Annotated in this window: 22 protein-coding genes; 15 read left to right on the top strand and 7 right to left on the bottom strand. The window is 58.9% G+C overall.

Features of this window, described 5'->3' with window-relative positions; translation table 11 throughout:
- Positions 1 to 150: 150 nt before the first annotated feature.
- Together fabI and RRU01S_RS16375 are read left to right on the top strand one after the other, a co-directional pair.
- Positions 151 to 969 (top strand): enoyl-ACP reductase FabI, encoded by an 819-nt coding sequence (gene fabI, locus RRU01S_RS16370; protein WP_045231353.1) that lies wholly within the window; start codon positions 151 to 153, stop codon positions 967 to 969.
- Between the two features lie 115 nt (positions 970 to 1,084).
- A complete protein-coding gene (locus RRU01S_RS16375; protein ID WP_045231354.1) occupies positions 1,085 to 1,693 on the top strand; it encodes a histidine phosphatase family protein in 609 nt (202 codons plus the stop codon).
- Between the two features lie 6 nt (positions 1,694 to 1,699).
- Here RRU01S_RS16375 and RRU01S_RS16380 read toward each other — a convergent pair whose 3' ends face one another.
- On the bottom strand, positions 1,700 to 1,960 hold the full coding sequence (locus RRU01S_RS16380; RefSeq protein WP_045231403.1) for a DUF1344 domain-containing protein: 261 nt from the start codon (positions 1,958 to 1,960) through the stop codon (positions 1,700 to 1,702).
- 298 nt (positions 1,961 to 2,258) lie between these two features.
- Between RRU01S_RS16380 and RRU01S_RS16385 the strand changes: the two genes are divergently transcribed.
- The 3 genes from RRU01S_RS16385 (at position 2,259) to ribB (ending at position 7,748) form a co-directional block, all read left to right on the top strand.
- Complete coding sequence (locus RRU01S_RS16385) at positions 2,259 to 5,393, top strand: bifunctional diguanylate cyclase/phosphodiesterase (RefSeq protein ID WP_045231355.1); 3,135 nt, start codon at positions 2,259 to 2,261, stop codon at positions 5,391 to 5,393.
- A gap of 142 nt (positions 5,394 to 5,535) precedes the next feature.
- Positions 5,536 to 6,633, top strand: a complete 1,098-nt coding sequence (aroC, locus tag RRU01S_RS16390) for a chorismate synthase (RefSeq protein WP_045231356.1) — start codon at positions 5,536 to 5,538, stop codon at positions 6,631 to 6,633.
- 14 nt (positions 6,634 to 6,647) lie between these two features.
- Positions 6,648 to 7,748 (top strand): 3,4-dihydroxy-2-butanone-4-phosphate synthase, encoded by a 1,101-nt coding sequence (ribB, locus tag RRU01S_RS16395; RefSeq protein WP_045231357.1) that lies wholly within the window; start codon positions 6,648 to 6,650, stop codon positions 7,746 to 7,748.
- Between the two features lie 166 nt (positions 7,749 to 7,914).
- Here the strand turns inward: ribB and RRU01S_RS16400 are convergent, their stop codons facing one another.
- Complete coding sequence (locus RRU01S_RS16400; protein ID WP_045231358.1) at positions 7,915 to 9,105, bottom strand: winged helix-turn-helix domain-containing protein; 1,191 nt, start codon at positions 9,103 to 9,105, stop codon at positions 7,915 to 7,917.
- 113 nt (positions 9,106 to 9,218) lie between these two features.
- On the opposite strand from RRU01S_RS16400, the gene RRU01S_RS16405 reads away from it, so the two are divergent.
- From RRU01S_RS16405 to dxs, 7 genes are all read left to right on the top strand, one after another.
- A complete protein-coding gene (locus RRU01S_RS16405; RefSeq protein ID WP_045231359.1) occupies positions 9,219 to 9,899 on the top strand; it encodes an energy-coupling factor ABC transporter ATP-binding protein in 681 nt (226 codons plus the stop codon).
- On the top strand, positions 9,896 to 10,516 hold the full coding sequence (locus RRU01S_RS16410) for a CbiQ family ECF transporter T component (protein ID WP_045231360.1): 621 nt from the start codon (positions 9,896 to 9,898) through the stop codon (positions 10,514 to 10,516). Before RRU01S_RS16405 ends, RRU01S_RS16410 begins: the two co-directional genes overlap by 4 nt.
- 17 nt (positions 10,517 to 10,533) lie before the next feature.
- Positions 10,534 to 11,097 (top strand): biotin transporter BioY, encoded by a 564-nt coding sequence (locus RRU01S_RS16415; protein WP_045231361.1) that lies wholly within the window; start codon positions 10,534 to 10,536, stop codon positions 11,095 to 11,097.
- Between the two features lie 29 nt (positions 11,098 to 11,126).
- On the top strand, positions 11,127 to 12,062 hold the full coding sequence (locus tag RRU01S_RS16420; RefSeq protein ID WP_045231362.1) for a histone deacetylase family protein: 936 nt from the start codon (positions 11,127 to 11,129) through the stop codon (positions 12,060 to 12,062).
- 2 nt (positions 12,063 to 12,064) lie between these two features.
- Positions 12,065 to 12,319 carry an exodeoxyribonuclease VII small subunit gene (locus tag RRU01S_RS16425; protein ID WP_042618153.1) on the top strand — a complete coding sequence of 85 codons (255 nt, stop codon included), beginning with the start codon at positions 12,065 to 12,067 and terminating at the stop codon, positions 12,317 to 12,319.
- A 238-nt stretch (positions 12,320 to 12,557) separates the two neighbouring features.
- The gene (locus RRU01S_RS16430) at positions 12,558 to 13,481 is read left to right on the top strand and encodes a pirin family protein (protein ID WP_045231363.1); all 924 of its coding nucleotides are present in this window, start codon (positions 12,558 to 12,560) and stop codon (positions 13,479 to 13,481) included.
- 92 nt (positions 13,482 to 13,573) lie between these two features.
- Positions 13,574 to 15,493, top strand: coding sequence for a 1-deoxy-D-xylulose-5-phosphate synthase (dxs, locus tag RRU01S_RS16435; protein WP_045231364.1), 1,920 nt, complete (start codon positions 13,574 to 13,576; stop codon positions 15,491 to 15,493).
- 81 nt (positions 15,494 to 15,574) lie between these two features.
- On the opposite strand, the gene RRU01S_RS16440 is transcribed toward dxs, so the two are convergent.
- Positions 15,575 to 17,599: a methyl-accepting chemotaxis protein gene (locus RRU01S_RS16440; protein WP_045231365.1), complete on the bottom strand. Its 2,025-nt coding sequence runs from the start codon at positions 17,597 to 17,599 to the stop codon at positions 15,575 to 15,577.
- A gap of 273 nt (positions 17,600 to 17,872) precedes the next feature.
- Between RRU01S_RS16440 and RRU01S_RS16445 the strand changes: the two genes are divergently transcribed.
- Positions 17,873 to 18,625, top strand: a complete 753-nt coding sequence (locus tag RRU01S_RS16445; RefSeq protein WP_045231366.1) for a TlyA family RNA methyltransferase — start codon at positions 17,873 to 17,875, stop codon at positions 18,623 to 18,625.
- On the top strand, positions 18,622 to 19,872 hold the full coding sequence (locus RRU01S_RS16450) for a class I SAM-dependent RNA methyltransferase (protein ID WP_045231367.1): 1,251 nt from the start codon (positions 18,622 to 18,624) through the stop codon (positions 19,870 to 19,872). Before RRU01S_RS16445 ends, RRU01S_RS16450 begins: the two co-directional genes overlap by 4 nt.
- Positions 19,873 to 20,012: 140 nt before the next feature.
- On the opposite strand, the gene RRU01S_RS16455 is transcribed toward RRU01S_RS16450, so the two are convergent.
- From RRU01S_RS16455 to RRU01S_RS16465, 3 genes are all read right to left on the bottom strand, one after another.
- The gene (locus RRU01S_RS16455) at positions 20,013 to 20,333 is read right to left on the bottom strand and encodes a hypothetical protein (protein ID WP_045231404.1); all 321 of its coding nucleotides are present in this window, start codon (positions 20,331 to 20,333) and stop codon (positions 20,013 to 20,015) included.
- A 96-nt stretch (positions 20,334 to 20,429) separates the two neighbouring features.
- Positions 20,430 to 21,188: a crotonase/enoyl-CoA hydratase family protein gene (locus RRU01S_RS16460; RefSeq protein ID WP_045231368.1), complete on the bottom strand. Its 759-nt coding sequence runs from the start codon at positions 21,186 to 21,188 to the stop codon at positions 20,430 to 20,432.
- 10 nt (positions 21,189 to 21,198) lie between these two features.
- Entirely contained in the window at positions 21,199 to 22,983 is a 1,785-nt protein-coding gene (locus tag RRU01S_RS16465) for an acyl-CoA dehydrogenase (RefSeq protein WP_045231369.1), read from the bottom strand.
- Between the two features lie 258 nt (positions 22,984 to 23,241).
- Here RRU01S_RS16465 and RRU01S_RS16470 point away from each other — a divergent pair, with 258 nt between their 5' ends.
- Entirely contained in the window at positions 23,242 to 24,237 is a 996-nt protein-coding gene (locus tag RRU01S_RS16470) for a transporter (RefSeq protein WP_045231370.1), read from the top strand.
- Positions 24,238 to 24,298: 61 nt separating this feature from the next.
- Here RRU01S_RS16470 and RRU01S_RS16475 read toward each other — a convergent pair whose 3' ends face one another.
- Positions 24,299 to 24,793: a BA14K family protein gene (locus tag RRU01S_RS16475; RefSeq protein ID WP_045231405.1), complete on the bottom strand. Its 495-nt coding sequence runs from the start codon at positions 24,791 to 24,793 to the stop codon at positions 24,299 to 24,301.
- Positions 24,794 to 25,016 lie beyond the last annotated feature (223 nt).

Here is a 25,016-nt window from a genome sequence, read left to right on the forward strand (position 1 = left end):
CGCTCGTGGCCTTTTTTGACCCGTCCCGCTGAAAGGCGTGAACAACCCACCCTTTATTACATTCCCTAACATGAGATGATCTCGGCCCTGCTTGAACAGGCGTTCGGGCTATGCCATAGGCAGGTTCGATTTAAGTATAGGGAGCATCCAATGGCTCAGACATCCGGCCTGATGGCTGGCAAGCGCGGCCTCATCATGGGCGTCGCAAACAATCGCTCGATTGCCTGGGGCATTGCAAAGGCCTGTGCCGATGCAGGCGCTGAACTCGCATTCACCTGGCAGGGTGACGCGCTGAAAAAGCGTGTCGAACCACTGGCGCAGGAACTTGGCGCGTTTATGGCAGGCCATTGCGATGTGACCGATCTCACCACCATCGATGCGGTGTTCGCCAATATCGAGGCGCATTGGGGCAAGATCGATTTCGTCGTTCACGCCATCGCGTTTTCCGACAAGGACGAACTGACCGGTCGTTACCTCGACACCAGCCGCGACAACTTCAACCGCACCATGGATATCTCGGTCTATTCGCTGGCCGCCGTCGCCAAGCGCGCTGACCCTGTCATGAACGATGGCGGCTCGCTGCTGACGCTGACCTATTACGGCGCGGAAAAAGTCATGCCGAATTACAACGTCATGGGCGTTGCCAAAGCGGCTCTGGAAGCCAGCGTTCGGTATCTCGCTGTTGATCTCGGTGGTCGCGGCATCCGCGTCAACGCCGTTTCGGCTGGCCCGATCAAGACGCTCGCGGCCTCCGGCATCGGTGATTTCCGCTACATTCTGAAGTGGAACGAGTACAACGCACCGCTCAAGCGCACCGTTTCCATTGAGGAAGTCGGCAAGTCTGCGCTCTATCTTCTGTCGGATCTGTCGACAGGCGTCACCGGTGAAGTTCACCATGTCGATTCCGGCTATCACACGATCGGTATGAAAGCCGTTGATGCACCCGACATCTCTGTCGTGAAGGACTGAACGATCACCTGTCGCGCAAATGTGTTAGGTACATTTGCGCGACATATGCCATCAAGGGTCGATCGCATCCTCAGCGATTCGCCTCAGACATTCCAAACAAGACAGGAGTACCGCTTTGCTGGTCTATGTTATCCGTCACGGACAGACAGACTGGAATGCGATACGCAGGCTTCAAGGTCAAAAAGATATTCCCCTCAACGACTTCGGCCGCTCACAGGCGGTCGCGAACGGCAAGGCGCTGACGGAAATCCTCGGCGCTGCGGCCACTGATTTCGACTATGTCGCAAGCCCTCTTGGGCGTACCCGCGAAACGATGGAACTTCTGCGTGGCGCGATGGGGCTTGCGCCCGATGCCTACCGCACGGATGAGCGTCTCGTGGAAGTCTCGTTCGGTGATTGGGAAGGCTATACCATACCCGAATTGAAGCTGGCCTACCCCGACAAGGTGAAAGCCCGCAAGGCGGCCAAGTGGGATTTCATTCCACCTGGCGACCACGCCGAAAGCTATGAAATTCTGTCCTGGCGGGTCGGCGCGTGGCTGTCTTCCGTCGAACGCCAGACGGTCTGCGTGTGCCACGGCGGCGTCATCCGCTCCATCTTTCGTCTCGTGTCCGGCATGGACAAGGACGAAGCGTCTGATATCCCCATCCCGCAGGACCGTATTCTCAAGGTTGAAACGGATCAGCGCATCGCCGAATGGGTGGACGCGGTATCGGACGTCTAACGATGGTTACTGGATAACCTCGAGATCGTCGATCACACGTTTGCCATCAACTTCGGTGTAGAAGACCACGACCTTGACGCCCGCCTGCAGGCCATCGAAGTTGAACTCTTCCGGCACCTTGTAACTCTTGCCGTCTGCAAGGGTAATCGTCAGGCCCTTCACGTCAACTTTGCTGATGGTCGATTCAACGTCCACGCTCTGCGCAAATGCGTTGAACGGAGCAAATAGACCGGCTGTGGCCAAAAGTGCGGCAATCATCAAACGCATCGCAATTGCTTTCTTAAAGCTGCTGAAAAACTTCATGTGCAACAAGATTTGCCTCCCGAATGTGGCGGAATTCGCCCGCAAACATGACATTTTCAATCCAATTGATGAATGAATTTTAACCTTTGATCAAGGCTTTAGGCAAGTTTCTTGCGAGCGCACAAGAGAGTGCGGCCGCTTCGGCTTACCCTTGTTCATTCCCTGGCAATTAAATTGCCTCTGCTCTTTACAGATTCAGAATATATTCGGTTTTGGTCTGTATAGAAACGATATTTCGAAGATTAAAAAAGGATGAGACAGGGTGGGTGTTTGGGCCAGTATCGGGGACAGCCTCAACCAAATCATCAAAAAGCGAGCATTAGCCGCCCTTCTGGCTGTCGCAATTGTGGGGGTCAGTCTCACGGCTTTCCACGTCATCGACCATCGCGACACGACCGCCTATCGCGAGGAAGTGAGAACCAATGTCGACCATGCCGTGACACTGCTGCATGACAGGTTGGTCACGCGCATTCGCCAGGATATTGCCGCGCTCAAAGCGCTTGCCCATTATACAACCATAGGCACGGCCGTCATTCCGCAGGAACTCAATGCGATGGTTGGCCACCATCTGGAGCAAAATCCTCATTTTGTCGGCATCGGCTTTGCGCCCGGCCTTCAACTGCAACAGTTTTATCCCGCCCCATCGAGCGCCAGCACCCACCACGGCATCCTCAAGGCTGTCATGAGCGAGCGGCTGGCGCAGCTGGATGCCGCAGCCGGTGCGACGGATGGCTGGAAGCCGATCATTGAGGCGGGGCCGAACGGCACGCTGTTGCTGCTGGTCGTGCCCGTCAATTCCGGCGCAGACATATCCGGTGCTTTGCCCGGCCTTATCGACTGGCGCAAAATGATGGACGGAATAGGCTACGCGTCCGAACCATCAAGCGGCAAGGTCGGCGATATCCGATTCGACATCCGTAACACGCTGACCAACGAAACGGTGGTGGGCGATCTTCGGTCTGCGGGCGACGAACCCGTCGTCAGGACGGTCGATCTGGATGGCACGCAGTGGGAAATACGGGCCATGCCCGCGTCTGGCTGGAACGCCGCGCCTAATTCCGACCAATCATTGCGCACGACCCTGGTCATTGCAGTGGTGTCCATGCTGCTGCCCATTTTGATTGCTGCGCTGTTGTTGTCGGAGCGCAACCGCAACATCAAGACGCTTCGCAACCGCGAAGCCAAGCTGGTGGAGCTGTCGCAGCGTTTCAAGCTGGCGATGGATTCCTCCAATATCGGCATTTGGGAAATCGAAAACGATACCTCCAAATGCTATCTCGACGAACGCGCTGCAAGTCTGCACGGTTTTCTGATGGTGGAAAAACGGGTACTGCTGACGGAGTGGCTGACCGCCCTTGTGGTGGAGGACCGTTCAAAGGCCGCGCGCTTCTTCTTCACCTGCTCCCGGGGCCAGCAGACCTCGTCCGAAGTCTACAGAATTCCGGTGGCGGACGGTACGGTGCGCTATTTGCGGTCGGCCGGTTCCAGCTACATCAAACCTGACGGATCGCACCAGACCACCGGCATCATCTGGGACGTGACCGCAGACATGGTGATGGCGCAGAAACTGCGCGAATCCCGCGATACCAGCGACATCAAAAATGCCGAACTGGAACTTGCCTTGCAGGAACTGTCCGCACGCGAGCACGAGCTGGAGGAACTGTCGGGTCGTCTGACGCTTGCGCTGGACTCCTACAATTGCGGGATATGGGAAGCGGCGCACGACTATTCCCACGCCATCTGGAACGAGCGCATGTGCGAACTGTACGGGTTGCCGCCGCAACCGCAACGGCGCGTAACACAGCAGGATTTTCTCAATTGCCTAGACCCGGAAGAACGCGACAGCGTCTTTAACGGCGACATGATCAGCGAAGCCGATCCCTACCGTGCCGTGGTTCAGCGGATCATCCTGCCAGACGGCAGCCTGCGTTATGTCAAGGCAGTCGGTCGTCTCCATATGCACCGCGATGGCAGCAAGAAAATCGTCGGCATCGCCTTCGACGTGACGGCCGATATGTTGATTTCCGATCAGCTTCAGTCTGCAAAGAACGATGCCGAAGCCAAGAATGCGGAGCTGGAACAGACCAAGACGCGTATCGAGCACAATGCACTACACGATCCCCTCACCGGTCTGGCGAACCGGCGCAAATTCGATCAGGATCTGGATGCCTTGTCTGTGCCGACACAAAACGAAGCCAATCGTTACGCCATCCTGCATCTCGATCTCGACCGCTTCAAGCAGATCAACGATACGCTGGGCCATGCAGCTGGCGACGCCGTGCTCATTCATGCGGCCAGCATTCTGAAAAGCATCGTGCCGGACACCGACACGGTCGCGCGCATCGGCGGTGACGAGTTTGTCATCCTGGTCCGAAACCTTGTGGACAAGGATCACATTCGGTCCATCGCAACGCAGATCATCGCAGCTTTCAGCCAGCCTTTCGACTTCGATGGCTTCACTTGCCGCTACGGCGTCTCTATCGGCATCGCCTTTGGAGATGGCACCACTGCAAACGCGCGAGCAACGCTGATCAATGCCGATCTCGCGCTTTACCGCGCCAAGGCAACGGGCCGGAACCGATACGAGTTCTTCACCCAGAACCTGCAAGCCGAAATCATCAACCACAAGAAAATTGCCGACGAGATTCTGGCTGGTCTGGAAAAGGGCGAGTTCGAAGCTTGGTATCAGCCGCAATTCTGCGCGATATCGCAGGAGATGACCGGGGTCGAGGCTCTGGTGCGCTGGCGTCATCCTGTCAGAGGCATCCTCACGCCGGACACATTCCTGAAGATCGCCGAGGAACTGAATGTTGTTTCCAAGATCGACCATATGGTCTTGCAGCAAGCGCTCCAGGACAAGGAGATATGGCGCCTGAAAGGCCTTCACGTGCCACGGGTGTCCGTCAACGTCTCGGTTCGCCGCCTGCACGACGATCACCTCATCGACAGTCTCAAAGCGCTGCCGATCAAACCCGGCGAGATCACCTTCGAACTGGTGGAGGCGATCTTCCTCGACGAGAACGAAGATGTTGCCACCAGCAATATCGAGCGTATCAAGGCGCTGGGGATAGAGATTGAAATCGATGACTTCGGCACCGGTCACACGTCGATCATCAGTCTTTTGCGACTCAAGCCCAAGCGGCTGAAGATAGACCGGCAACTGGTCATGCCCATTGTCGCCTCTGCGCAGGAACGGTCTCTCGTGAGCTCCATCATCGGCATTGCCCATTCGCTGGGCGTGGAAACCGTGGCCGAAGGTGTGGAAACGCACGACCATGCCGTTTTGCTGAAGCAACTGGGCTGCAACATTCTGCAAGGCTATGCTTTTGCTCGACCACTTGCCCCCGAAGATTTCTCGGCATTCGCCACAGCGCGTGAATGGCGCAAGGTTTCCTGAGCAACGGACCTTTCCTGCTTCGATACGAACCGAATTGGCGAAATAAAGGCTTTCGTCCTGGCTGCGTTTTACACTATGACAAACCCGCTTCTTTTTAAAAATGCATTTCGCAACCGGAATGCCGCTGCCTTGGTCTGATCCTATGTCGCATAATACCTTCGGTTATCTCTTCCGTGTGTCCACCTGGGGCGAAAGCCATGGCCCTGCTCTGGGCTGTGTGATCGACGGGTGCCCTCCCGGCATCCGCTTCACGCTGTCCGAAGTTCAGGCATGGATGGATAAGCGCAAGCCCGGCCAGAACCGTTTCGTGACCCAGCGCCGCGAAGACGACATCGTCAAAGTCCTCTCCGGCGTGATGATGGACGAGGACGGTGAGACGATGATCACCACCGGGACACCGGTATCGATGATGATCGAGAATACCGATCAGCGCTCCAAAGACTATGGCGAGATCGCCAAAAGCTTCCGCCCTGGCCACGCCGATTTCACCTATGACCTGAAATACGGCATTCGCGATTATCGCGGTGGCGGTCGCTCCTCTGCGCGCGAAACGGCTGCGCGTGTTGCCGCCGGTGCGCTGGCCCGCAAGGTGGTACCGAGCCTTGATGTTCGCGGTGCCCTCGTGCAGATCGGCAAGCACAAGATCAACCGCGCCAATTGGGACTGGAACCAGGTCGATCAGAACCCCTTCTTCTGCCCGGATGCCGAGATGGTGCCGGTGTGGGAAGAATATCTAGATGGCATCCGCAAGGCCGGTTCGTCCATTGGTGCCGTCATTGAAGTCGTGGCTGACGGCGTTCCTGCCGGTATCGGCGCGCCTATCTATGCCAAGCTCGATCAGGATATCGCTTCCAATCTCATGTCGATCAATGCCGTCAAGGGCGTTGAGATCGGTGAAGGTTTCGCCTCTGCCGAACTGACCGGCGAGGAGAACGCCGACGAGATGCGGATGGGCAATGACGGCAAGCCGGTTTTCCTGTCCAATCATTCCGGTGGCATCTTGGGTGGTATCGCCACCGGCCAGCCCATCGTGGCGCGCTTCGCTATCAAGCCGACCTCGTCCATCCTCACCGAGCGGCAATCCATCGATACTGACGGCAATAACGTCGATGTGCGCACCAAGGGTCGCCACGATCCCTGCGTCGGCATCCGCGCCGTACCAATTGGCGAAGCCATGGTGGCCTGCACGGTTGCCGACCATTATCTGAGAGACCGCGGCCAGACCGGTCGCCTGAAATAGGAACATGAGCCACCATGACATATGATCAGAAGCGTGTCGTTGAAGCTATCAGGGCCTTCGAGGCCGGTGAGATCGTTGTCGTCATGGATGATGACGACCGCGAGAACGAAGGCGATCTCATCGTTGCCGCCGTGCATTGCACGCCTGAACAGATGGCTTTCATCGTGCGCCATACATCGGGCATCGTCTGTGCCCCCATGCCGAAAGAAGAAGCGAAACGCCTCAACCTCAACGCTATGGTCGCCGAAAACGACAGCGCGCATACGACTGCCTTTACCGTTTCGGTGGACTTCAAACACGGCACGACGACCGGCATTTCCGCCAGCGACCGCAACGTGACGGTTCGCAACCTGGCCAACCCCAATGCAGGTGCCGCCGATTTCACCCGCCCCGGCCACATCTTCCCGCTCGTATCTCGCGAGGGTGGAGTGCTGATGCGTTCCGGCCATACGGAGGCTGCCGTCGATCTCTGCAAACTCGCAGGCCTGCCACTGATCGGCGTCATCAGCGAACTGGTCAATGACGATGGCACCGTGATGCGCGGCCCGCAGGTTTCTGCCTTCGCCGAAACGCATGGCATGAAACAGGTTTCGGTCGCCGATCTCATCGCCTATCGCCAGCGCAAGGAAACGCTGGTCGAAAAGGAATCGGAGTTCACACTCGACACGCCCTTCGGCCCCGCCAAGGCGCAAACCTATTCCCTGCCCTGGGACCCGATGGAGCATATGGCCGTCATCTTCGGCGATATCCGCGATGGCGTCGATATTCCCGTGCGCCTGCACCCGGAAAACGTGGCCGATGACATCTTCGGCAAGAAGCAGCCCGTGCAGCACTACATGGAAAAGATCGCAGCCGAAGGCCGCGGTGTCATCATCTATTTGCGGGAAGGCTCTGTCGGCGTCGGACAGGTTGCCGGACGCCGCAAATCCCGCGACCCGGAAGAGGCCCATGCGCAAGCACGCTCACGCGACGACGAATGGCTGGAAATCGGCCTCGGCGCGCAGATCCTCAAGGAACTTGGCATCAGTTCGATCAAGCTGCTGAGCACCCGCGAGCGCCACTATGTCGGGCTAGAGGGTTTTGGAATCCAGATCAGTTCGACGGATATTGGGTGAGTTTAGAATACCGCTGCACATCAACTCTCCCATTCCTGTCCTTGTGACAGGAATCCAGCCAGCTCAAGTCCTTGGGCTGAAAACGCCTTTCCCGCCGCGCAGACGCGCGTCCACTGGATTCCTGTGACGAGCACAGGAATGAGGGTGGTGGGACGACATTACCCTCTCACCCCAGCCACCCATCCAGATACCGCACACTCTCGACGCCGGTAAACTTCGCCAGTCGGTTCAGCTCCGCATCCAACTTTGCAAGCCTCCCCGAAGACGGACGCACGCCCTTCTCTAGCCACAGCCGCCTGACATCCAATGTCCCACCCTTGCGCTCCGCCTTCATGTCGATGCGACCGATTAACCTGTCGCCTTCCAGAAGCGGGAAGACGTAATAACCGTATTGCCGTTTCGGCTCCGGCACGAAGACTTCGATGCGGTAGAAGAAACCGAACAGGCGTTCGGTACGGGCGCGGTTGCGCAGCAGAGGATCGAAGGGGCTGAGTACCCTAATGCGGTTAGGGGGCTCGATCTCGGCCTCCGCTCCGCTCGCAAACCCTTCGAAGGCGTAGGAGATGCGCTCCTTCCCACCGTCAGACGAGGCGAGCGAGACTTCACAGAGCTCATCGCGATGCGCCATCACCCACGCCCGCGCTTCCTGCGGCGTGACGATGTCGAAAAACGCGGATATCTCACCCGATGTTGCAAAGCCGAGGCGCGTTAGCGCCTCGCGGCAGGCCCAGTCGACAAAGGAATCGTGATCGACCTCCAGATCGTGATGCTCTGATGGGATCACCCGTTCCGCAAGATCATAGACCTTTTGAAAATTGACTCGGCCTGCCACGGCCAGCTTGCCGGTGTGCCAGAGATATTCGAGCGCGGTTTTCGACGGATGCCAGTTCCACCAGCCACCGGACTGATGTCCCTCCGCTTTCATATCGCGCGACATGGTGGGACCGTTTTCGGCAATGCGCCGATAGGTTTCCTCGAAGGCGGAATCGAAGCCCTCGCCGTGCCAGGTGCGCCAGCGTTCCTGAATGATCGGCTCGCGGCGGCGGAAGCGGTGTTTCCAATAGGGGTAAAAGGTTGCTGGCAGAATCGAGGCGTCATGCGTCCAGTGTTCGAAAAGCGCCCGGTCTTTTTCCAGCAGGTCCGTCAGGTGCTGGCGCTTGTAGGTCTGGTTGCGGGAAAAGATGATCTGGTGATGCGCTCGCTCCACCGTGGCGATGCTGTCGAGCTGCACAAAGCCAAGGTCGGTGATGAGCTTCAGCAAATCTGCCTTGTCCATGGCGCGGCTGGGCGAAACGGACAGGCCCTGTCGCGCTAGGAAAATACGTCGTGCTGCTTCGTTCGAAATCTTGATACCCATAGCAAAAGCCTAGGGTTGTATGATCAGAAAATCAATGTTCTTTTTTTGTTCCTTGTTTCGTTTGTCGTCCCTCGCGTTTATAGAGACAGCCAGAACATTTCGGGGACTGGCCGTTGGATATTCGTTTTCAGGATGCTGGCGTGGTATTTGACGGCAGAGCAGCGGTCGAACCGCTGACGCTTGCGCTTATCGAGCGACGCGTCGGTATTATCGGCCTCAACGGGTCCGGTAAAACCACCTTTGCGCGGATGATCAACGGGTTGACGAAACCGACGAGCGGCCATGTCAGCGTCAGCGGGCTGGATACGGTCAAAGACGCTTCGGAGGTTTTGAAGGATGTCGGCTTCATCTTCCAGAACCCGCAAAACCAGATCATCCTGCCCATCATCCGCGACGACATCGCCTTTGGCCTGAAGAGCAAGGGGCTGAACAAGGCTGCCATTGACGCGGCTGTGGATGCCACCTTGCAACGCTTCGATATCCAGCATCTGGCAAAGCGCCGCGCGCATGAACTGTCCGGTGGAGAATTGCAGCTATCCGCCTTGGCGGCGCTGACCATCACCAAGCCAAAAATCCTGATCATGGACGAGCCGACAAACCAGCTCGACCTGAAAAACCGTGCCATGGTGGAGCGGACGATGGCCGGTTTGGAGCAGTCGCTGATCGTCATCACCCATGACCTGCCGTTGCTGGAAAGTTTCGATCGCGTTTTGCTGTTTCATCAGGGAAAACTGCATATCGATGCCTCGCCCACCGAGGCCATCAGCACCTACCGCACACTGGCCCTGTCATGAGAAGCCTCCACGTCGGAGGTAGTGGGTGGCTCTATCGGCTATCGCCGCGCATCAAGCTCATCACGCTTGCCGCTTTCAGCATCGCTTTGTTTCTGACCCGCGATATGCTGATCCTCGCTGCTGCCGTCGCATTGGCAGCGCTGGTTCTATGGCAGGCGCATCTGGGCTGGCGCGAGACGGTGGCGCGGCTGCGCCCGGTCTTTTTGACAATCGCCATCATCGCCGCTTTCAGTTTCGTTCTGGTCTCCCCTCTTGAAGCGACCATTTCCCTGTTGCGACTGACGGCCCTGACGCTACTGGCAACGGCGATTACGGCCAGCGTCAGCATTTCGCAGTTCATGGATGAAATCGCCTTTGCCTTACGCCCCTTGGAAAAACTTGGCCTCGCCAATGCCTCCGATGTCGGCCTTGCCGTGGGGCTCGTCGTGCGCTTCGTGCCTGAGGTCGTGACGCGCTACGAGACATTGCGAGATGCGCAACGCGCGCGTGGGTTGACGCCAAAGCTGCACAGCACGCTGGTGCCGCTCATCATTATGACGTTGAAGGATGCCGATGCCATTGCAGATGCCATTGACGCGCGCGGTTTCAGAGGCCAAACCTCATCCAAGGATTTGTAGAGGGGAGCCTATTGAGAATGAAGACCCGTGACCTCGTTCTGATTTCGCTGTTTTCAGCCATCATCATCGCACTTGGCCTGTTGCCGCCGATCCCGCTCGGCTTCATTCCGGTGCCCATCACCGCGCAGTCGCTTGGCGTCATGCTGGCCGGTGTGGTGCTGGGGGCAAAGCGCGGCACGCTCGCCGTTCTGCTCACCATTCTCATCGCCGCCATTGGGTTGCCGGTGCTTTCGGGCGGTCGCGGTGGCCTTTCGATCTTCTACACACCGACAACAGGTTATCTGATCGGCTGGATCGCGGCTGTCTTTACCACTGGCTACCTGTCGGAGCGTCTGGTCAATCGCGATCAATCGGCTCTGGCGCAGGGCCTCGGCTTCTTTCTCGCCAGCGTCGCCGGTGGCGTCGTCGTGCTCTATGCGTTCGGCATTACCTATCTCGGCTTTGCAGCGGGCATCGGCTTTTCCAAAGCCTTCATCGGCTCCATGGCCTTCATTCCGGGCGATGTCCTCAAGGCCGTTATCGCCGCACTGGCAGGTCGGGCCGTGATGGCCGGATATCCGCTGTTGCCGCAACGCGCATAGTCTAAGCACCACGTTCAGGAGTATCCGCCATGGCCACACGGCTTTACGAGCATCCCATATTCCTGGAACATATCACGCCTGCGGGCCACCCGGAGCGGCCCGACAGGCTGCGGTCCCTCAACATTGCACTGGAGCATCCGAATTTCGAGCGGCTGGAGCGTAGCCAAGCGCCGCAAGCCAATGAGGATGCCGTGCTGCTGGCCCACCCGGAAAGCCATCTGATCTCGATCATGCGGCAGATTCCCGAGGAAGACGGCGAGATCAACCGCATCGAGGCCGATACCTATGCCTCGCCCAAAAGCCTGCAAGCGGCGCTGACCGGTATCGGCGCTGCCATGGCGGCGGTGGATGATGTGTTTTCAGGAGCCGCCGACAATGTCTTCGTCGCCAGCCGCCCGCCCGGCCACCATGCGGAGACCGAAAAGGCCATGGGTTTCTGTTTGTTCAACAACGCCGCCATCGCGGCCCGCCATGCGCAGAAGGTGCATGGCGCGGAACGTGTCGCCATCGTTGATTGGGACGTGCACCACGGCAACGGCACGCAGGATATTTTCTGGAACGACACATCCGTGCTGTTCTGCTCCACCCACCAGATGCCCCTTTACCCGTGGAGTGGCGATAAAAAAGAAACCGGCATCAAGAACAACGTGGTCAACGCGCCGCTGTCTCCCAACACCGGCAGCGACCATTTTCGCGAGGCGTTCAAATCCCGCGTGCTGCCAGCGCTTGCCGATTTCTCGCCTGATCTCATCATCATCTCTTCCGGTTTCGATGCGCATCACCGCGATCCCTTGGCGCAGATCAATCTGGTGGGCGATGATTTCGACTGGGCGACGGGGCGAATTCTTGAGATGGCCGACAAATTTGCCGCCAACCGGGTCGTCAGCCTGCTTGAAGGCGGTTATGATCTGGAAGGGCTGGCGGAATCGGCAGCCATGCATATTTTGAGAATGATGAAGGGTTGAACATGACGGAAAATGCCAACACAGCCGATGTCAGCGGTTATTCTTTCGAAAAGGCTGTCGCCGAGCTGGAAAGCATTGTCGCCCGTCTGGAACGCGGCGATGTGGCGCTGGACGAATCCATCGCCATCTATGAGCGCGGTGAAGCCCTGAAGAAACATTGCGAAACCCTGCTGACGGCTGCCGAAAAGCGCATCGAGAAAATTCGTCTGGATCGGGCGGGTAAGCCGGTGGGTGTGGAGCCGCTGGACGGCGAATGAGGGGCAGGTTATCCCCGCAGTCGTCACCCTCGGGCTTGTCCCGAGGGTCTGCTCACGTTTCACCAACGTAGGGGTTCGTTAGATGCTCGGGACAGGCCCGAGCATGACGGCGGAGGGGTTGTGGGGCAATCCAATACCATTCCACTCCTTCCGTAACCGAGAACACAGCGTTCATAAGAGAACGCTCAACAGTCCCGCAAATCGTGGTAATCTACCGCCTCATCGCAGGAGATTTGCCATGTCGTTTTTTCCCGGAAAAGACCCCGTCGCGGGCGACGCTTTTGCCTGCGATGCTATCGAGAATCTCATCATTCCCCGCTCCAGCGACATCGGCGGCTTTGCCGTGCGGCGCGCGCTGCCAACGCGGGACCGGCGGCTGGTTGGGCCGTTCATCTTCTTCGACCGCATGGGTCCGGCGATCCTCAAAGCGGGAGAAGCGCTGGATGTGAAGCCGCATCCGCATATCGGGCTTTCCACCGTCACCTATCTGTTCGATGGCGAGATCAAGCATCGGGATAGTCTGGGCACTGAACTCACCATCCGCCCCGGCGATATCAACCTGATGACGGCGGGGCGCGGCATCGTGCATTCGGAACGCACACCGGAAAATCTGCGCGGGCATCCGCTGTCCATGTCCGGACTGCAAACATGGCTTGCCATGCCGGATGACAAGGAAGAGATCGCGCCGGAGTTCTCCCACACCGGGCGCGAGTCCATGCCGATGATAGACGATGCAGGTGTCTTCGGTCGCGTCGTGATCGGTGCCTTCGCCGGATCGTCGTCACCGGTCAAAACCCTGACGGACACGCTCTATGTCGATCTGACCCTGAATGCCGGAGTGAAATTCCCTTTCCCTGCCGACCAAGAGGAGCGGGCGATCTATATTCTGTCCGGCTGCCTGGAAGTGGCGGGCGATGTGTTTGCAGCCGATCAACTGATCGTCTTTCGTGCGGGCGATGACATCACGCTGAAGGGTGGAATCAGTGGTTGCCACGTCATGATGTTCGGTGGAGCGGCGCTGAATTCTAAGCGATACATCTGGTGGAATTTCGTATCGTCATCAAAAGAACGCATAGAACAAGCCAAGCAGGAGTGGAGAACCGGACGCTTCGATATCGTTCCGGGGGATGAAGAAGAGTTTGTCCCTTTGCCGCAGGGTTGAAAGTCGTTAAAAGGATTTAAATCTTGCCGAAGGCCGCGCTACACACCATCTGGTAGCCAATAGGTAGAACGATAGAGACGAAGGCCGAACGATTGACCGGAATGCCAGAGACACCATTGCTTGACCGGGTGAAATTCCCATCCGACCTCAAGGCGATAGAAGATCGCGACCTGCCGCAGCTGGCAAGGGAATTGCGCGACGAGATGATCGACGCCGTTTCCACCACCGGTGGGCATCTGGGTGCAGGTCTTGGTGTCGTCGAGCTGACCATTGCCATTCACAAGGTGTTCAACACACCGGAAGACCGGTTGATTTTCGATGTCGGCCACCAGTGCTATCCACACAAGATCCTGACCGGTCGTCGTGATCGCATCCGCACGCTGCGACAGGAAGGTGGCCTTTCCGGCTTTACCCGCCGCGCCGAGAGCGAATATGACGATTTCGGCGCAGGCCATTCCTCCACCTCCATTTCCGCCGGTCTCGGCATGGCCGTAGCGGCTGAGCTGGATGGCAGCAACCGCAAGGTTATCTCGGTCATCGGTGACGGCTCCATGTCGGCGGGCATGGCATTCGAGGCGCTGAACAATGCCGGTGCACTGGATGCACGCCTCATTGTCATTCTCAACGACAACGACATGTCGATTGCGCCGCCGACGGGTGCGATGAGCGCTTATCTCGCGCGTCTGGCATCTGGCCGCACCTACATGGGCTTCCGCGATTTCGGTAAGAAACTGACGGCCTATCTCGGCAAGACCATCGACCGCGCCATTACCCGTGCCGTGACCCATGCGCGCGGTTATGTCACCGGTGGTACGCTGTTCGAAGAACTCGGCTTCTACCATATCGGCCCCATCGACGGTCACTCCTTCGACCATCTGCTGCCCGTTTTGCGCAATGTGCGCGACAACCAGAAGGGCCCGGTGCTGATCCATGTCGTCACGCAAAAGGGCAAGGGTTATGCGCCTGCCGAAGCAGCGGCAGACAAGTATCACGGCGTCAACAAGTTCGATGTCATCACCGGCGCGCAGGCCAAGGCCAAGCCGAATGCACCGAGCTATACCAGCGTCTTTGCCGAAGCACTCATTCAGGAAGCAACGCTCGACGACAAGATCGTCGGCGTCAGCGCGGCCATGCCGAATGGCACGGGACTGGATAAGCTCGCCGAACTCTTCCCCACACGCAGCTTCGATGTCGGCATTGCCGAACAGCATGCCGTGACCTTTGCGGCGGGGCTTGCAGCCGATGGCTACAAACCCTTCTGCGCGCTCTACTCCACCTTCCTGCAACGAGGTTACGACCAGCTGGTGCATGATGTGGCCATTCAGAGCCTGCCGGTGCGCTTTCCCATCGATCGCGCCGGTTTCGTCGGTGCCGATGGCCCCACCCACTCAGGCTCGTTCGATACGACCTTCCTCGCTACCCTGCCTGGCATGGTGGTCATGGCGGCGGCTGACGAGGCTGAACTGAAACATATGGTGCGCACCGCCGCCGCCTATGACGAAGGTCCGATTTCATTCCGCTACCCGCGTGGCGAAGGTGTCGGCATCGAGATGCCGGTGCGTGGTGAAATCCTCGAAATCGGCAAGGGACGCATCGTCAAGGAAGGTAGCAAGGTCGCCCTTCTGTCCTTCGGCACGCGCCTTGCGGAATGCCTGTCCGCAGCCGAAGACCTCGACGCCGCCGGACTATCCACGACCGTTGCGGACGCGCGGTTCGCAAAGCCGCTGGACCTCGATCTCATTCGCCAACTGGCCAGCCACCACGAGGTTCTTATTACCATCGAAGAGGGATCGTCGGGCGGTTTCGGGGCACATGTCCTGCATTTTATGGCGAGCGCCGGTCTCCTCGACATGGGCCTCAAGGTTCGCACGCTGACCTTGCCTGACCAATGGGTGGAGCAGGCCAAGCCTGAGATCATGTATGCCAATGCCGGGCTGGACCGCGCGGGCATCGTGTCTGCCGTGTTCAATGCACTGGGCCAAAAACAAGCCGGTCTCGGCGTCGCCGGATAACCCGGCCTGCCGTTCTGCCAGCCAACAAAAAACCCGCCGGATCGCTCCGACGGGTTTTTGCGTTTTAGGTGTCTGCTGGTCTCAGAATTCTTCCCAATCCTGGGCAACCGGCTTGGCAGAGGTTTCAACCTTCGGTGAGAAGGCTTTCGCCAGGCTCTGGCCAAGGGCCCGGGCAGGAGACGAGACAGGACGCGCGGTCGGCTGAGCGATCCTTGCTGCAGGGCGCGGAGCCGATGCATAGACTGGTTTGGGCGCTGAGGCAGACGACGAACGCGGGACGCTGTGCGGTGCTGGCTTGAAGGCCGTGGCTGCGCGCGCGCCGTTGCCGAGGTTGAACTGACCGATCAGTTCGTTCAGGCTTTCGGCTTCCCGTGCCAGAGCGTGGCTGGCGGCGGTCTGTTCTTCCACCATGGCTGCGTTCTGCTGTGTACCCTGATCCATCGTGTTGACGGCGGTGTTGATCTCTTGCAGGCCGGTTGCCTGTTCGCGGGCCGCCGTAACGATGGTTGCGACGTGCGAGTTGATTTCCTCGACCTCGACAATGATCGCCTGCAAGGCTTTGCCGGTTTCGCCTACGAGGTTCACACCGTTTTCGACCTGCGCGCTGGATGCGCCGATCAGAGCCTTGATTTCCTTGGCAGCATTGGCAGAACGCTGCGCCAGTTCACGCACTTCCTGTGCCACAACCGCAAAGCCCTTGCCGGCCTCACCGGCACGTGCGGCTTCGACACCGGCATTGAGCGCCAGAAGGTTGGTCTGGAAAGCGATGTCATCGATCACGCCGATGATGTTGGTGATCTCGCCGGACGACTTCTCGATTTCCTGCATGGCGGCAACGGCCTTGCGCACGACGACACCGGAGTTTTCTGCACCTGAGCGAGCGCGCTGAACCAGAGCGCTTGCCTCTTCCGCACCCTTTGCACTGTCACGCACTGTGGTTGTGACCTGTTCGAGGGCTGCGGCCGTCTGTTCGATGGAGGCTGCCTGCTGTTCGGTGCGGCGGGAAAGGTCGTCTGCGGACGATAGCATTTCGGAAGCGCCGGCATTGATGGCCGAGGCGTTTTCACCCACGTTGCGAAGAGCGTCCTGAAGCTTTTCCAACGAGTTGTTGAAGTTGACGCGCAGCGGCTCCATGGAGTCTGCAAATGGCGTTTCGATGCGGTACACCAGATTGCCATCGGAAAGAGACTGAAGACCTTTCGCCAGTTCTTCGCTTGCAAAGGTTTGCTCGGCGTCGGCCCGTGCCTTTTCCGCTTCGTTGCGGCGGCGGTCTGCCTCCGTCGAAGAGCGCATGCGATCGCTTTCGTCCGCAAGGCGCGATTTTTCGATACCGGCTTCCTTGAAGACCAGAACGGCCTTCGCCATCTTGCCGACTTCATCGCCACGGTCCAGCGCTGGAACCTCGACTGTCGTGTCGCCACCGGCCAGACGGCTCATGGCGTCCGTCATGCCGACAATCGGGGAAACGATGGCGCGCGACAGGGCCCAGATCAGCAGCATAGCGACGACGCCAGCGGCTGCACCGCCGCCCAGAAGTGCCAGTTCAAGATTGGTATGGGCGGCAGCCTGAGCTGCAACCTGGGCTTCCGACGCAATGGTCAGCTGCTCCTTGATCTTTGCAGCCGCGGCACGGAAACCATCCAGCTGGCCCTTGGCCTGATTGCGACCGATCTCGATGATTTCCGAAATCGGCGCTTCAGTGGTCTTGCGGGCCGCCATCTGTGGCTGAGCCAGCTGCGTGTAGAACACGGTTGCCGTTGCCTGCATGTCGTCGATGGCTTTCTGGATGTCCGGCTGGCCAGCGGCCAGGTTGCGGGCCTCATCCAGTTTCTTCAACATCAGGTCACGCTGGGCAAAGACGTCATTGTATGTGCTGTCGCTGCGGAACAGCAGGAAGCCGCGCTGATTGACCGCCTGCTCCAGCATCGCCGCTTTCGCGTCATCGACATTCGATATGATCTTGGCGGTGTTTGTCTGCCGCTCCGAGACGCGCTTGGCTTCAACCGTTTGCAGGAAAACAGCCGCCGATGCGACGAGGCACACGCCCATCAGGGCGACGAATGTCGCGACCAGCTTCAGGTTGATAGGTAAATTTTTCAAAGACATCGACAACTCTTTCGACACGCTTCAGGTGTGACCGAACGCAAAGCGGCCGTGACACCACACAATGTATTTGGGGAGGCCCGCCTTCATGGCGGAAATGTTGAGTCTGAACTCAGCTTTACGAGAGAATGCCACCAAGCCGTTTATTTTCGCTTAAACTCGTAGGTTGCCGCAGATCCATACAACCCCGTTCAAAATCGCACTTCGCGCCTGGCTCTCCGCTTTGCCGCTACAAAACGCTTGCCTTCCGGGCTTTTGACAGTCATTGACACGGCTATGTCTCATTCATCTGAAAATCACCGGCTGGACCAGCTTCTGGTATCGCGCGGCCTGTTCGCCAGCCGCTCTCGTGCGCGCGACGCGGTTGCGCGCGGCACCGTGCGCGTCAACGGCAAGGTCGTCACCAAGCCCAGCCTGACATTTCCCGGAAATGTCGTCTTCGAGATCAGCGATCCTGCGCAGGATTATGTGTCGCGCGCAGCCTTGAAACTGGTTGCAGCGCTCGACCATTTTCAGATCGACCCACGCAACTGCGAATGTCTCGACGTCGGCGCCTCCACCGGTGGCTTTACCGAAGTGTTGCTGAAGCGCGGCGCGTCTCATGTCACCTCCATCGATGTCGGCCATGGCCAGATCCATCCGCGCATTGAAAACGACCGGCGCGTCACTAGCATCGAAGGTTTCAACGCCCGCTTTCTGACCAGTGACGATATAGACAACCGCCCGATCAATTTCGTCGTCTCGGATGTGTCCTTCATCTCGCTGAAACTGGCGCTCGCCCCTGCCCTTGAACTGGCAGAGCCCGAAGCGCTGGCCATCCTGCTCGTCAAGCCGCAATTCGAGGCCGGACGCGATGCGATCAGCAAGGCTGGTCTGCTCAAGGAGCCGGAGACGGCACCGGCGGTCGCCGCAGAACTCGAACGCTGGCTGGTCGAAGACATGGGCTGGGTCAGCCTTGGCCTCATCCCCTCGCCCATTGCAGGTGGTGATGGCAACGAGGAATTCCTTCTCGGAGGCAAAAAGCCATGACCGCCCAGACCGTGAAAATACAAAGCCTTGGCGCACAGGGCGATGGCATCGTCCACTGTCCCGACGGCCCGGTCTATGTGCCGTTTGCACTGCCGGGCGAAACGGTAGCGATTGCCCGCGTCAAGGACGTGGGCACGATCATGTCGATTGCCGAGGCTGCTCCCGAACGGCGTGAGCCCGCCTGCCGCCACTTCGGCCCGGATGGCAAGAACGGCACATGCGGTAGCTGTTCCCTACAACATCTGGCAGACGAGCCCTATGATGTCTTCAAGCGCAGTCTGGTCGTTGCCGCCTTGAAGTCCAAGGGGCTGGATGTCGAGGTTGGTGCACTGGTGCGCTGTCGTCCCGGCGAAAGACGCCGCGTGGTGTTTACTGCCCGCAAAACGGAAAAAGGTCTGCTGCTGGGCTTCAGCCAGGCCAACAGCCACCATATCGTCGCCATCGAGGAATGTCCCGTCACCACGGACGGTATCGTCTCGCGGCTGGATGCCATTCGTGCGATCGGTCTGCCTCTTGCCTCCAATGCCGAGCCTTTCCGCATTACCGTGATGGAGACGCTCTCGGGTCTCGACATTTCCTTCGAGGGTATCAAGGCACCCGTCGACAAGCAGCGCCGGACCGCGACCGAAATCACTCTTGCCACACGCGGCATTGCCCGTGTTTCCATTGCCGGAGAAATTCTGGTCGAGCCGCAAAAGCCCGTCATCGAGTTCGACGGCGTTAAGATTTCGCCACCGTCCGGTGGTTTCGCGCAGGCCACCAAGCAGGCCGAAGATGCCATGGCGGAACTGGTTCTGGCGCATGTGGGGAAATCAAAGCGCATTGTCGACCTGTTCAGTGGTTCCGGCACATTTGCGCTGCGGCTGGCCCGTCTCGGCAAGGTGCATGCGGTGGAAGCCGAAGACAAGGCGCTCAAGGCGCTCGATCTCGCGGCCCGCAACACGCAGGGCCTGAAACCCGTCACCACCGAAAAGCGCGATCTGTTTCGCCATGCGCTGACCATCAAGGAACTGAAGAATTACGACGCCGTCGTGTTCGATCCACCGCGCGCGGGTGCGGAAGCACAATGCAAGGAACTGGCGAAAAGCAGCGTCAAGAAGATCGTAGCGGTCAGCTGCAACCCGCTGTCGCTCGCGCGTGATCTCGCCATTCTAGTCGAGGGTGGTTACCGCATGACCAAGGTGACGCCTATCGACCAGTTCCTGTGGTCGCCGCATGTGGAAGCGGTTGCGACGTTAGAGAAGTAAGCTACTTCTCCCTCATTCCTGTGCTTGTCACAGGAATCCAGCCAGCCCAAGTCGTTGGGCTGAAAAGACTCTTCCCGCCGCGCAGACGCGCGCCGACTGGATTCCTGTCACAAGGACAGGAATGAGGGAACTCGCTGTCCTCACCAAGCCGTATCGATATTGCCATTCCCCACGACACCGCTGCAACGGCAGCGTCCACCCACACGCCCCTGCTGCACCGGGCAGACATAGGGCCGGGAGCGGTTGGCGCTATCGGGTGGCGTCACGACGCAGACGAAACGCTGTTTGCGACGGTCGTAACCGTTGTTGCGGTTGGATTGACCGGCCTGGCTGTTGAAGTTCTGCACTTCGATGACATCGCTCTGTGCTGGCTGCGACATCAACGGCGGCTGGAAACTGGCCGCTTCCGCGAGGCTGGAGAGCGACATGAGGGCGAGCGTTGCGAAAACGACTTTACGCATGGTGGCGGCTTTCTTGAAAGACGGGTGTTGTTGAGCAAAGACTAACCAGCCTTCATCAGCAATTCCATAAGACCCGACCACTTTCATCAGCCACGCTTAACGGCGCATGAATGCCTCAAAGGCAGCCTTGGCTTCCGCGCTTTGCAACTGCGCTGCAAAATGCACAATCTCGGCGTCGATGCGCGCACGAACCTCAGAGACATCGCCGCGCAGCAGATCACGGGCGATCTTCAAGGCCTTGGGTGGCTTTGTGGCGAGCGAAGCTGCGATTTTCAGGGTTTCACTCTCGACATCGGTTTCGGATACGACCTTCCAGATCAACCCGGCCTGTAGCGCCTGTTCGGCGGAAAAGCCCTCGCCTGCTGCCAGCAAAGCGAAAGCCCGCTGATGGCCCATGATGCGCGGCACGAGCAGGCTGGAGGCCGCTTCCGGCACCAGCGCCAGATCAACGAACGGCGTCTTGAACAGGCTGCGGCTGGAGGCCACCGTGAGATCGCAATGCAGGTTGAGCGTCGTACCGATTCCGATGGCCAGACCATCGACGCCGGAGATAATGGGTTTGCCGACGCCGACCAGCGCATGCAGGAAATCCCCAGCCGCCAGCCTGCCCTGCCCGCCGGACACAGCGAAAGCCATGAAATCGGCCATGTCATTGCCTGCCGAAAAGCAACCATCGGAGCCGAGGAAAGCGATGGCCCGCACATCAGCGTCGGCATCCGCCGCCTGCAACGCCTCGATCATGGTGCGATACATGGCGTCGGTGATAGCGTTTTTCTTTTCCGGTCGGTTAAAGCGTATGACTTCGACGCCCGGTGCTGTTTCAGGCCGTTGCACGAGAATGGGCTCTGCGGACATGGATAGCTCCTTATGCCAAAACGGCGCGTGCCGCCTCGAGGCTTGCGGCACCGGCAATGACTCGGTCTTTCAGGGCCGCTGTTTCCGCCAGCAGATTTTCAGCCGTAAAGCGGCAAAGTGCGGCGCGGTTTCCAGCCTGTCCATCATCCACAGGCGCAAGCGCGCCCTTGGCATGATAGGCACCGGTCAACGCAAGGCCGAAAAGCCGCTGGTAAGGGGTAGCGCCTGACAGGGCCGCGGCCGTTTCTCCCTTGGCGATAGACGCCAGCATCCATTCCGTCGCCTCTTCCAGATCGGCAAGGCTCTGCTCCAGATAGCGTGCGGTCTCGCCCAGCTCAGGCTTGTTGGACGCACGCACAGCTTCGGCCTGTTCTTTTAGCTCGGAAATGAAGCCGCGAACCTGCGCGCCTTCGGACAGCGGCAGCTTGCGCATGACGAGATCGATAGCCTGAATACCGTTGGTGCCTTCATAGATCGGCGCGATGCGGGCATCTCGCAGATAGCGGGCAGCACCGGTTTCCTCGATAAAGCCCATGCCACCATGGACCTGAATGCCAAGAGAGGCCACGTCCACCCCCGCATCGGTGGAGAAGGATTTTGCAATCGGGGTCAGAAGGGCAGCCCGTTCCTGCCAGAATTTCTGCTTTGCCGCATCGGTCTCAGCGTGGCTCATGTCGATGGCGTGGGCACAGGAGAAGGAAATGGCGCGCGAGCCCTGCGTCAGCGCTTTCATGGTCAAAAGCGTTCTCGCAATGTCGGGGTGCTCGATGATCGGGCTCATGCCCGTGGCTGTCGTGCCGGGCGCCTTGCCCTGCGTGCGCTCCTTGGCGTAGGCGATGGCCTTTTGTGTTGCCGCTTCGCAGATCGCGACGCCCTGCATGCCGACGGCAAGGCGGGCATTGTTCATCATCGTGAACATGCAGGCCAGACCCTTGTTCTCCTCGCCTACGATCCAGCCGATGGCACCTTTTTCGGCACCGTAACGGCCATCACCGAAAATCATTGTGCAGGTGGGAGAGCCGTGAATACCGAGCTTGTGCTCCAGCGCGTGGCAGAAGAGATCGTTGCGCTCACCCGGTTGACCGGCCTCATCGGGCAGAAATTTCGGCACCAGAAACAGTGATATCCCGCGCGTGCCCGCAGGTGCATCCGGCAGACGCGCCAGCACCAGATGGATGATGTTGTCGGCAGCGTCGTGCTCACCCCAGGTGATGTAAATCTTCTGTCCGAAGATACGGTAGCTGCCGTCACCGACGCGTTCCGCCCGGCTCTTCAGGGCGGCGAGGTCCGATCCGGCCTGCGGCTCGGTCAGGTTCATCGTGCCGGTCCACACGCCGGACACCAGCTTCTCCAGATAGATTGCCTTGAGGTCTTCGCTGCCATGGGCGGCGATGGCTTCGACCGCACCCATGGTGAGTGTCGGGCACAGCGCAAAGGCCATGGAGCCGGAGTTCCACATCTCGAGCGTCGCGACATTCAACAGGTGCGGCAGCGCCTGACCGCCGAACTCTTCTGGCGCGGTCAGGCCATTCCAGCCGCCTTCGGCCCAGCGTTTGTAGAGATCGGCCCAGCCATCCGGCGTGCGCACGGCGCCGTCCACCAGTTTGGAGCCCTGCTTGTCGCCGATACCACCGAGTGGCGCGACCTCGTCGGTGGCGAAACGGCCGGCCTCGTGAAGAATGGCATCGACGGTATCTTCATCGAGATCACCGAACGCGCCCTCATCGAGTGCCGCTTTGAGACCCGCCACATGTTTCAGCGTAAAAGCGATATCGTCTACCGGTGCGAGATACATCCTGCCTCCTCCCGAAGCGTCAGCTTTGCAATGCGATAGCCTTCGGGGCTAATTGATTTTTACGTAAACGTCAATTTGAAAAATCCGGTGTTGCGATCAACTTGCCCTTCACGCGGTTTTTATTGGCTGGTCTGGCCTTGCCGTAATTGACATGACTGTAATCAAACCGTCACAAAACTCTGGTCAGCATGATGTCATCGCAAAAGCGGGACGACTTGTGCCGCTGCCTGCCGCGATTGCCGTTTCAGGATCACGCCCATGGACATTCCTCACCCCGCCATTCCCGGTCTCGTCTGGGCCTATCGTTTCCGCCCCGGCGTGGAGCCCTGCACCCGCTTACCCCCGGATGTGGAGCTTGCCGAGCTACAAACCGAAGACGGCTTTTTCTGGCTGCACCTGAACTTGGTCGACTCGCGCGTCGTCGGCTTTCTTGAAAACATGCCAGGGCTCGATGAAAGCATGAAGGCGAGCCTGACGACGCATGAAACCCACCCTTCCATCGTGGTGGATGAAGGCGCGCTTTATGGGACGCTGGTCGATTTCCAGCGGGAGTTCGATCAAGAAACGCGTGATATCGGCTGGCTGCATTTTGCGCTGGGCGAACGCTACATCATCACCACCCGCCTGCAACCGCTGCGCTCCGTCGATCGCCTGCGCGCTGCCATCGACAAGAACCCCAAGCGCTATTCGACGCCGTCGCATATCTTCGAAGGGCTGGTCGCGGAGTTTCAGCGCAGCCTGATTGCGCTGGTGATGGAGACCACCGAAGAGCTGAACGCCATCGAGGATATCGTCTATGACAGCACTCCGCGCGATGAGCGCCGCAGGCTGGCACCGGTGCGGCGCACCGTGGTGCGCCTCCATCGGCATCTGCGCACGGTGCTGACGTTGATGCGGAGAGCGTCTGCGGCCGATGAGGAGGAAATGCCCTTCGGCTTCGAAGATATCGCGGCCCGGCTGACCGGTCGTCTGGAATCCATCGATCACGACGTCTATGCGCTTCAGGAGCGGGCTCGGCTGTTGCACGAGGAAGTGGACTCGAAGCTATCCTCTGAAACCAACCGACACCTCTATATTCTGTCGCTTATGACGGCGTTTCTTTTGCCGCCCACGCTGGTCACGGGCTTCTTCGGCATGAACACCGGTGCGCTCCCCTTCACCGAAGGCACCAGCGGAACGGTCTATGCGGCGAGCTTCATCGTGGCGTCCATTCTGTTTGCCTGGGTGGTCTTGCGCCGCGCGGGCATTCTGTAAACGCAAAAACGCCGCCCGTTTGGAGCCGGGCGGCGTTTCGCGTTTAATGGTGTGAGACCGATCAGCCGTAAGGCGAGTAGCAGGTCTGACGTGGGCCGTTATAGGGCTGGAACGTGTTGCTGTAGGCATCGTAGGAGCGATAGCGACCGAAGCACCAGTTGACGTGGCTCTGGCTGAGGCCAGCGCGCGGTGCCGCTCTGTAGACAGGACGCGGACGGTATTCAGGCACAGGGCGATAGACTTCGCGTGGCTGGGCGAGCGCACCACCGATGATGGCACCCGCGCCAAAGGCTGCCAGCGGGAACCAGTAGCCGTTGTGATGGCGATAGCCTGGGCGGTAGTCGCGATAACCACGATGGCCGCGATAATAGCCACCGCCGTAGTCGCGTCTGTAACCACGGTCACGCCAGTATTGCACGTTCACGACGCCGCTATCGGCCTTTTCGACTGCTGGTGGAGCAACAGAGATTGGCATGGCCTGTGCTGGCACGACAGAGCCCGCAGCAATCAACGCCGAGAACCCGGCAGCCCAAATGGTCTTCACATAGTTTTGCATCTGATTTCCTCCATCCACGACCGGATACTCTGCCGGCGCATTGTGAATAACGATGTTGTCTTCTTGGTATTCCAACCCACAAAACGTGGGGTCTATTTATATGTTACTCAGATTATAAATGGCTGGCTGAACCCAGCATTAACAGTGTGTTCACAGTCACTTGATGGGCTCTCAATTAATACAATAGGAAAAGCCCGACATTCGCCGGGCTCCTCTAAAATCA

The organism is Agrobacterium rubi TR3 = NBRC 13261 (genome assembly GCF_000739935.1).
Lineage (GTDB): Bacteria > Pseudomonadota > Alphaproteobacteria > Rhizobiales > Rhizobiaceae > Agrobacterium > Agrobacterium rubi.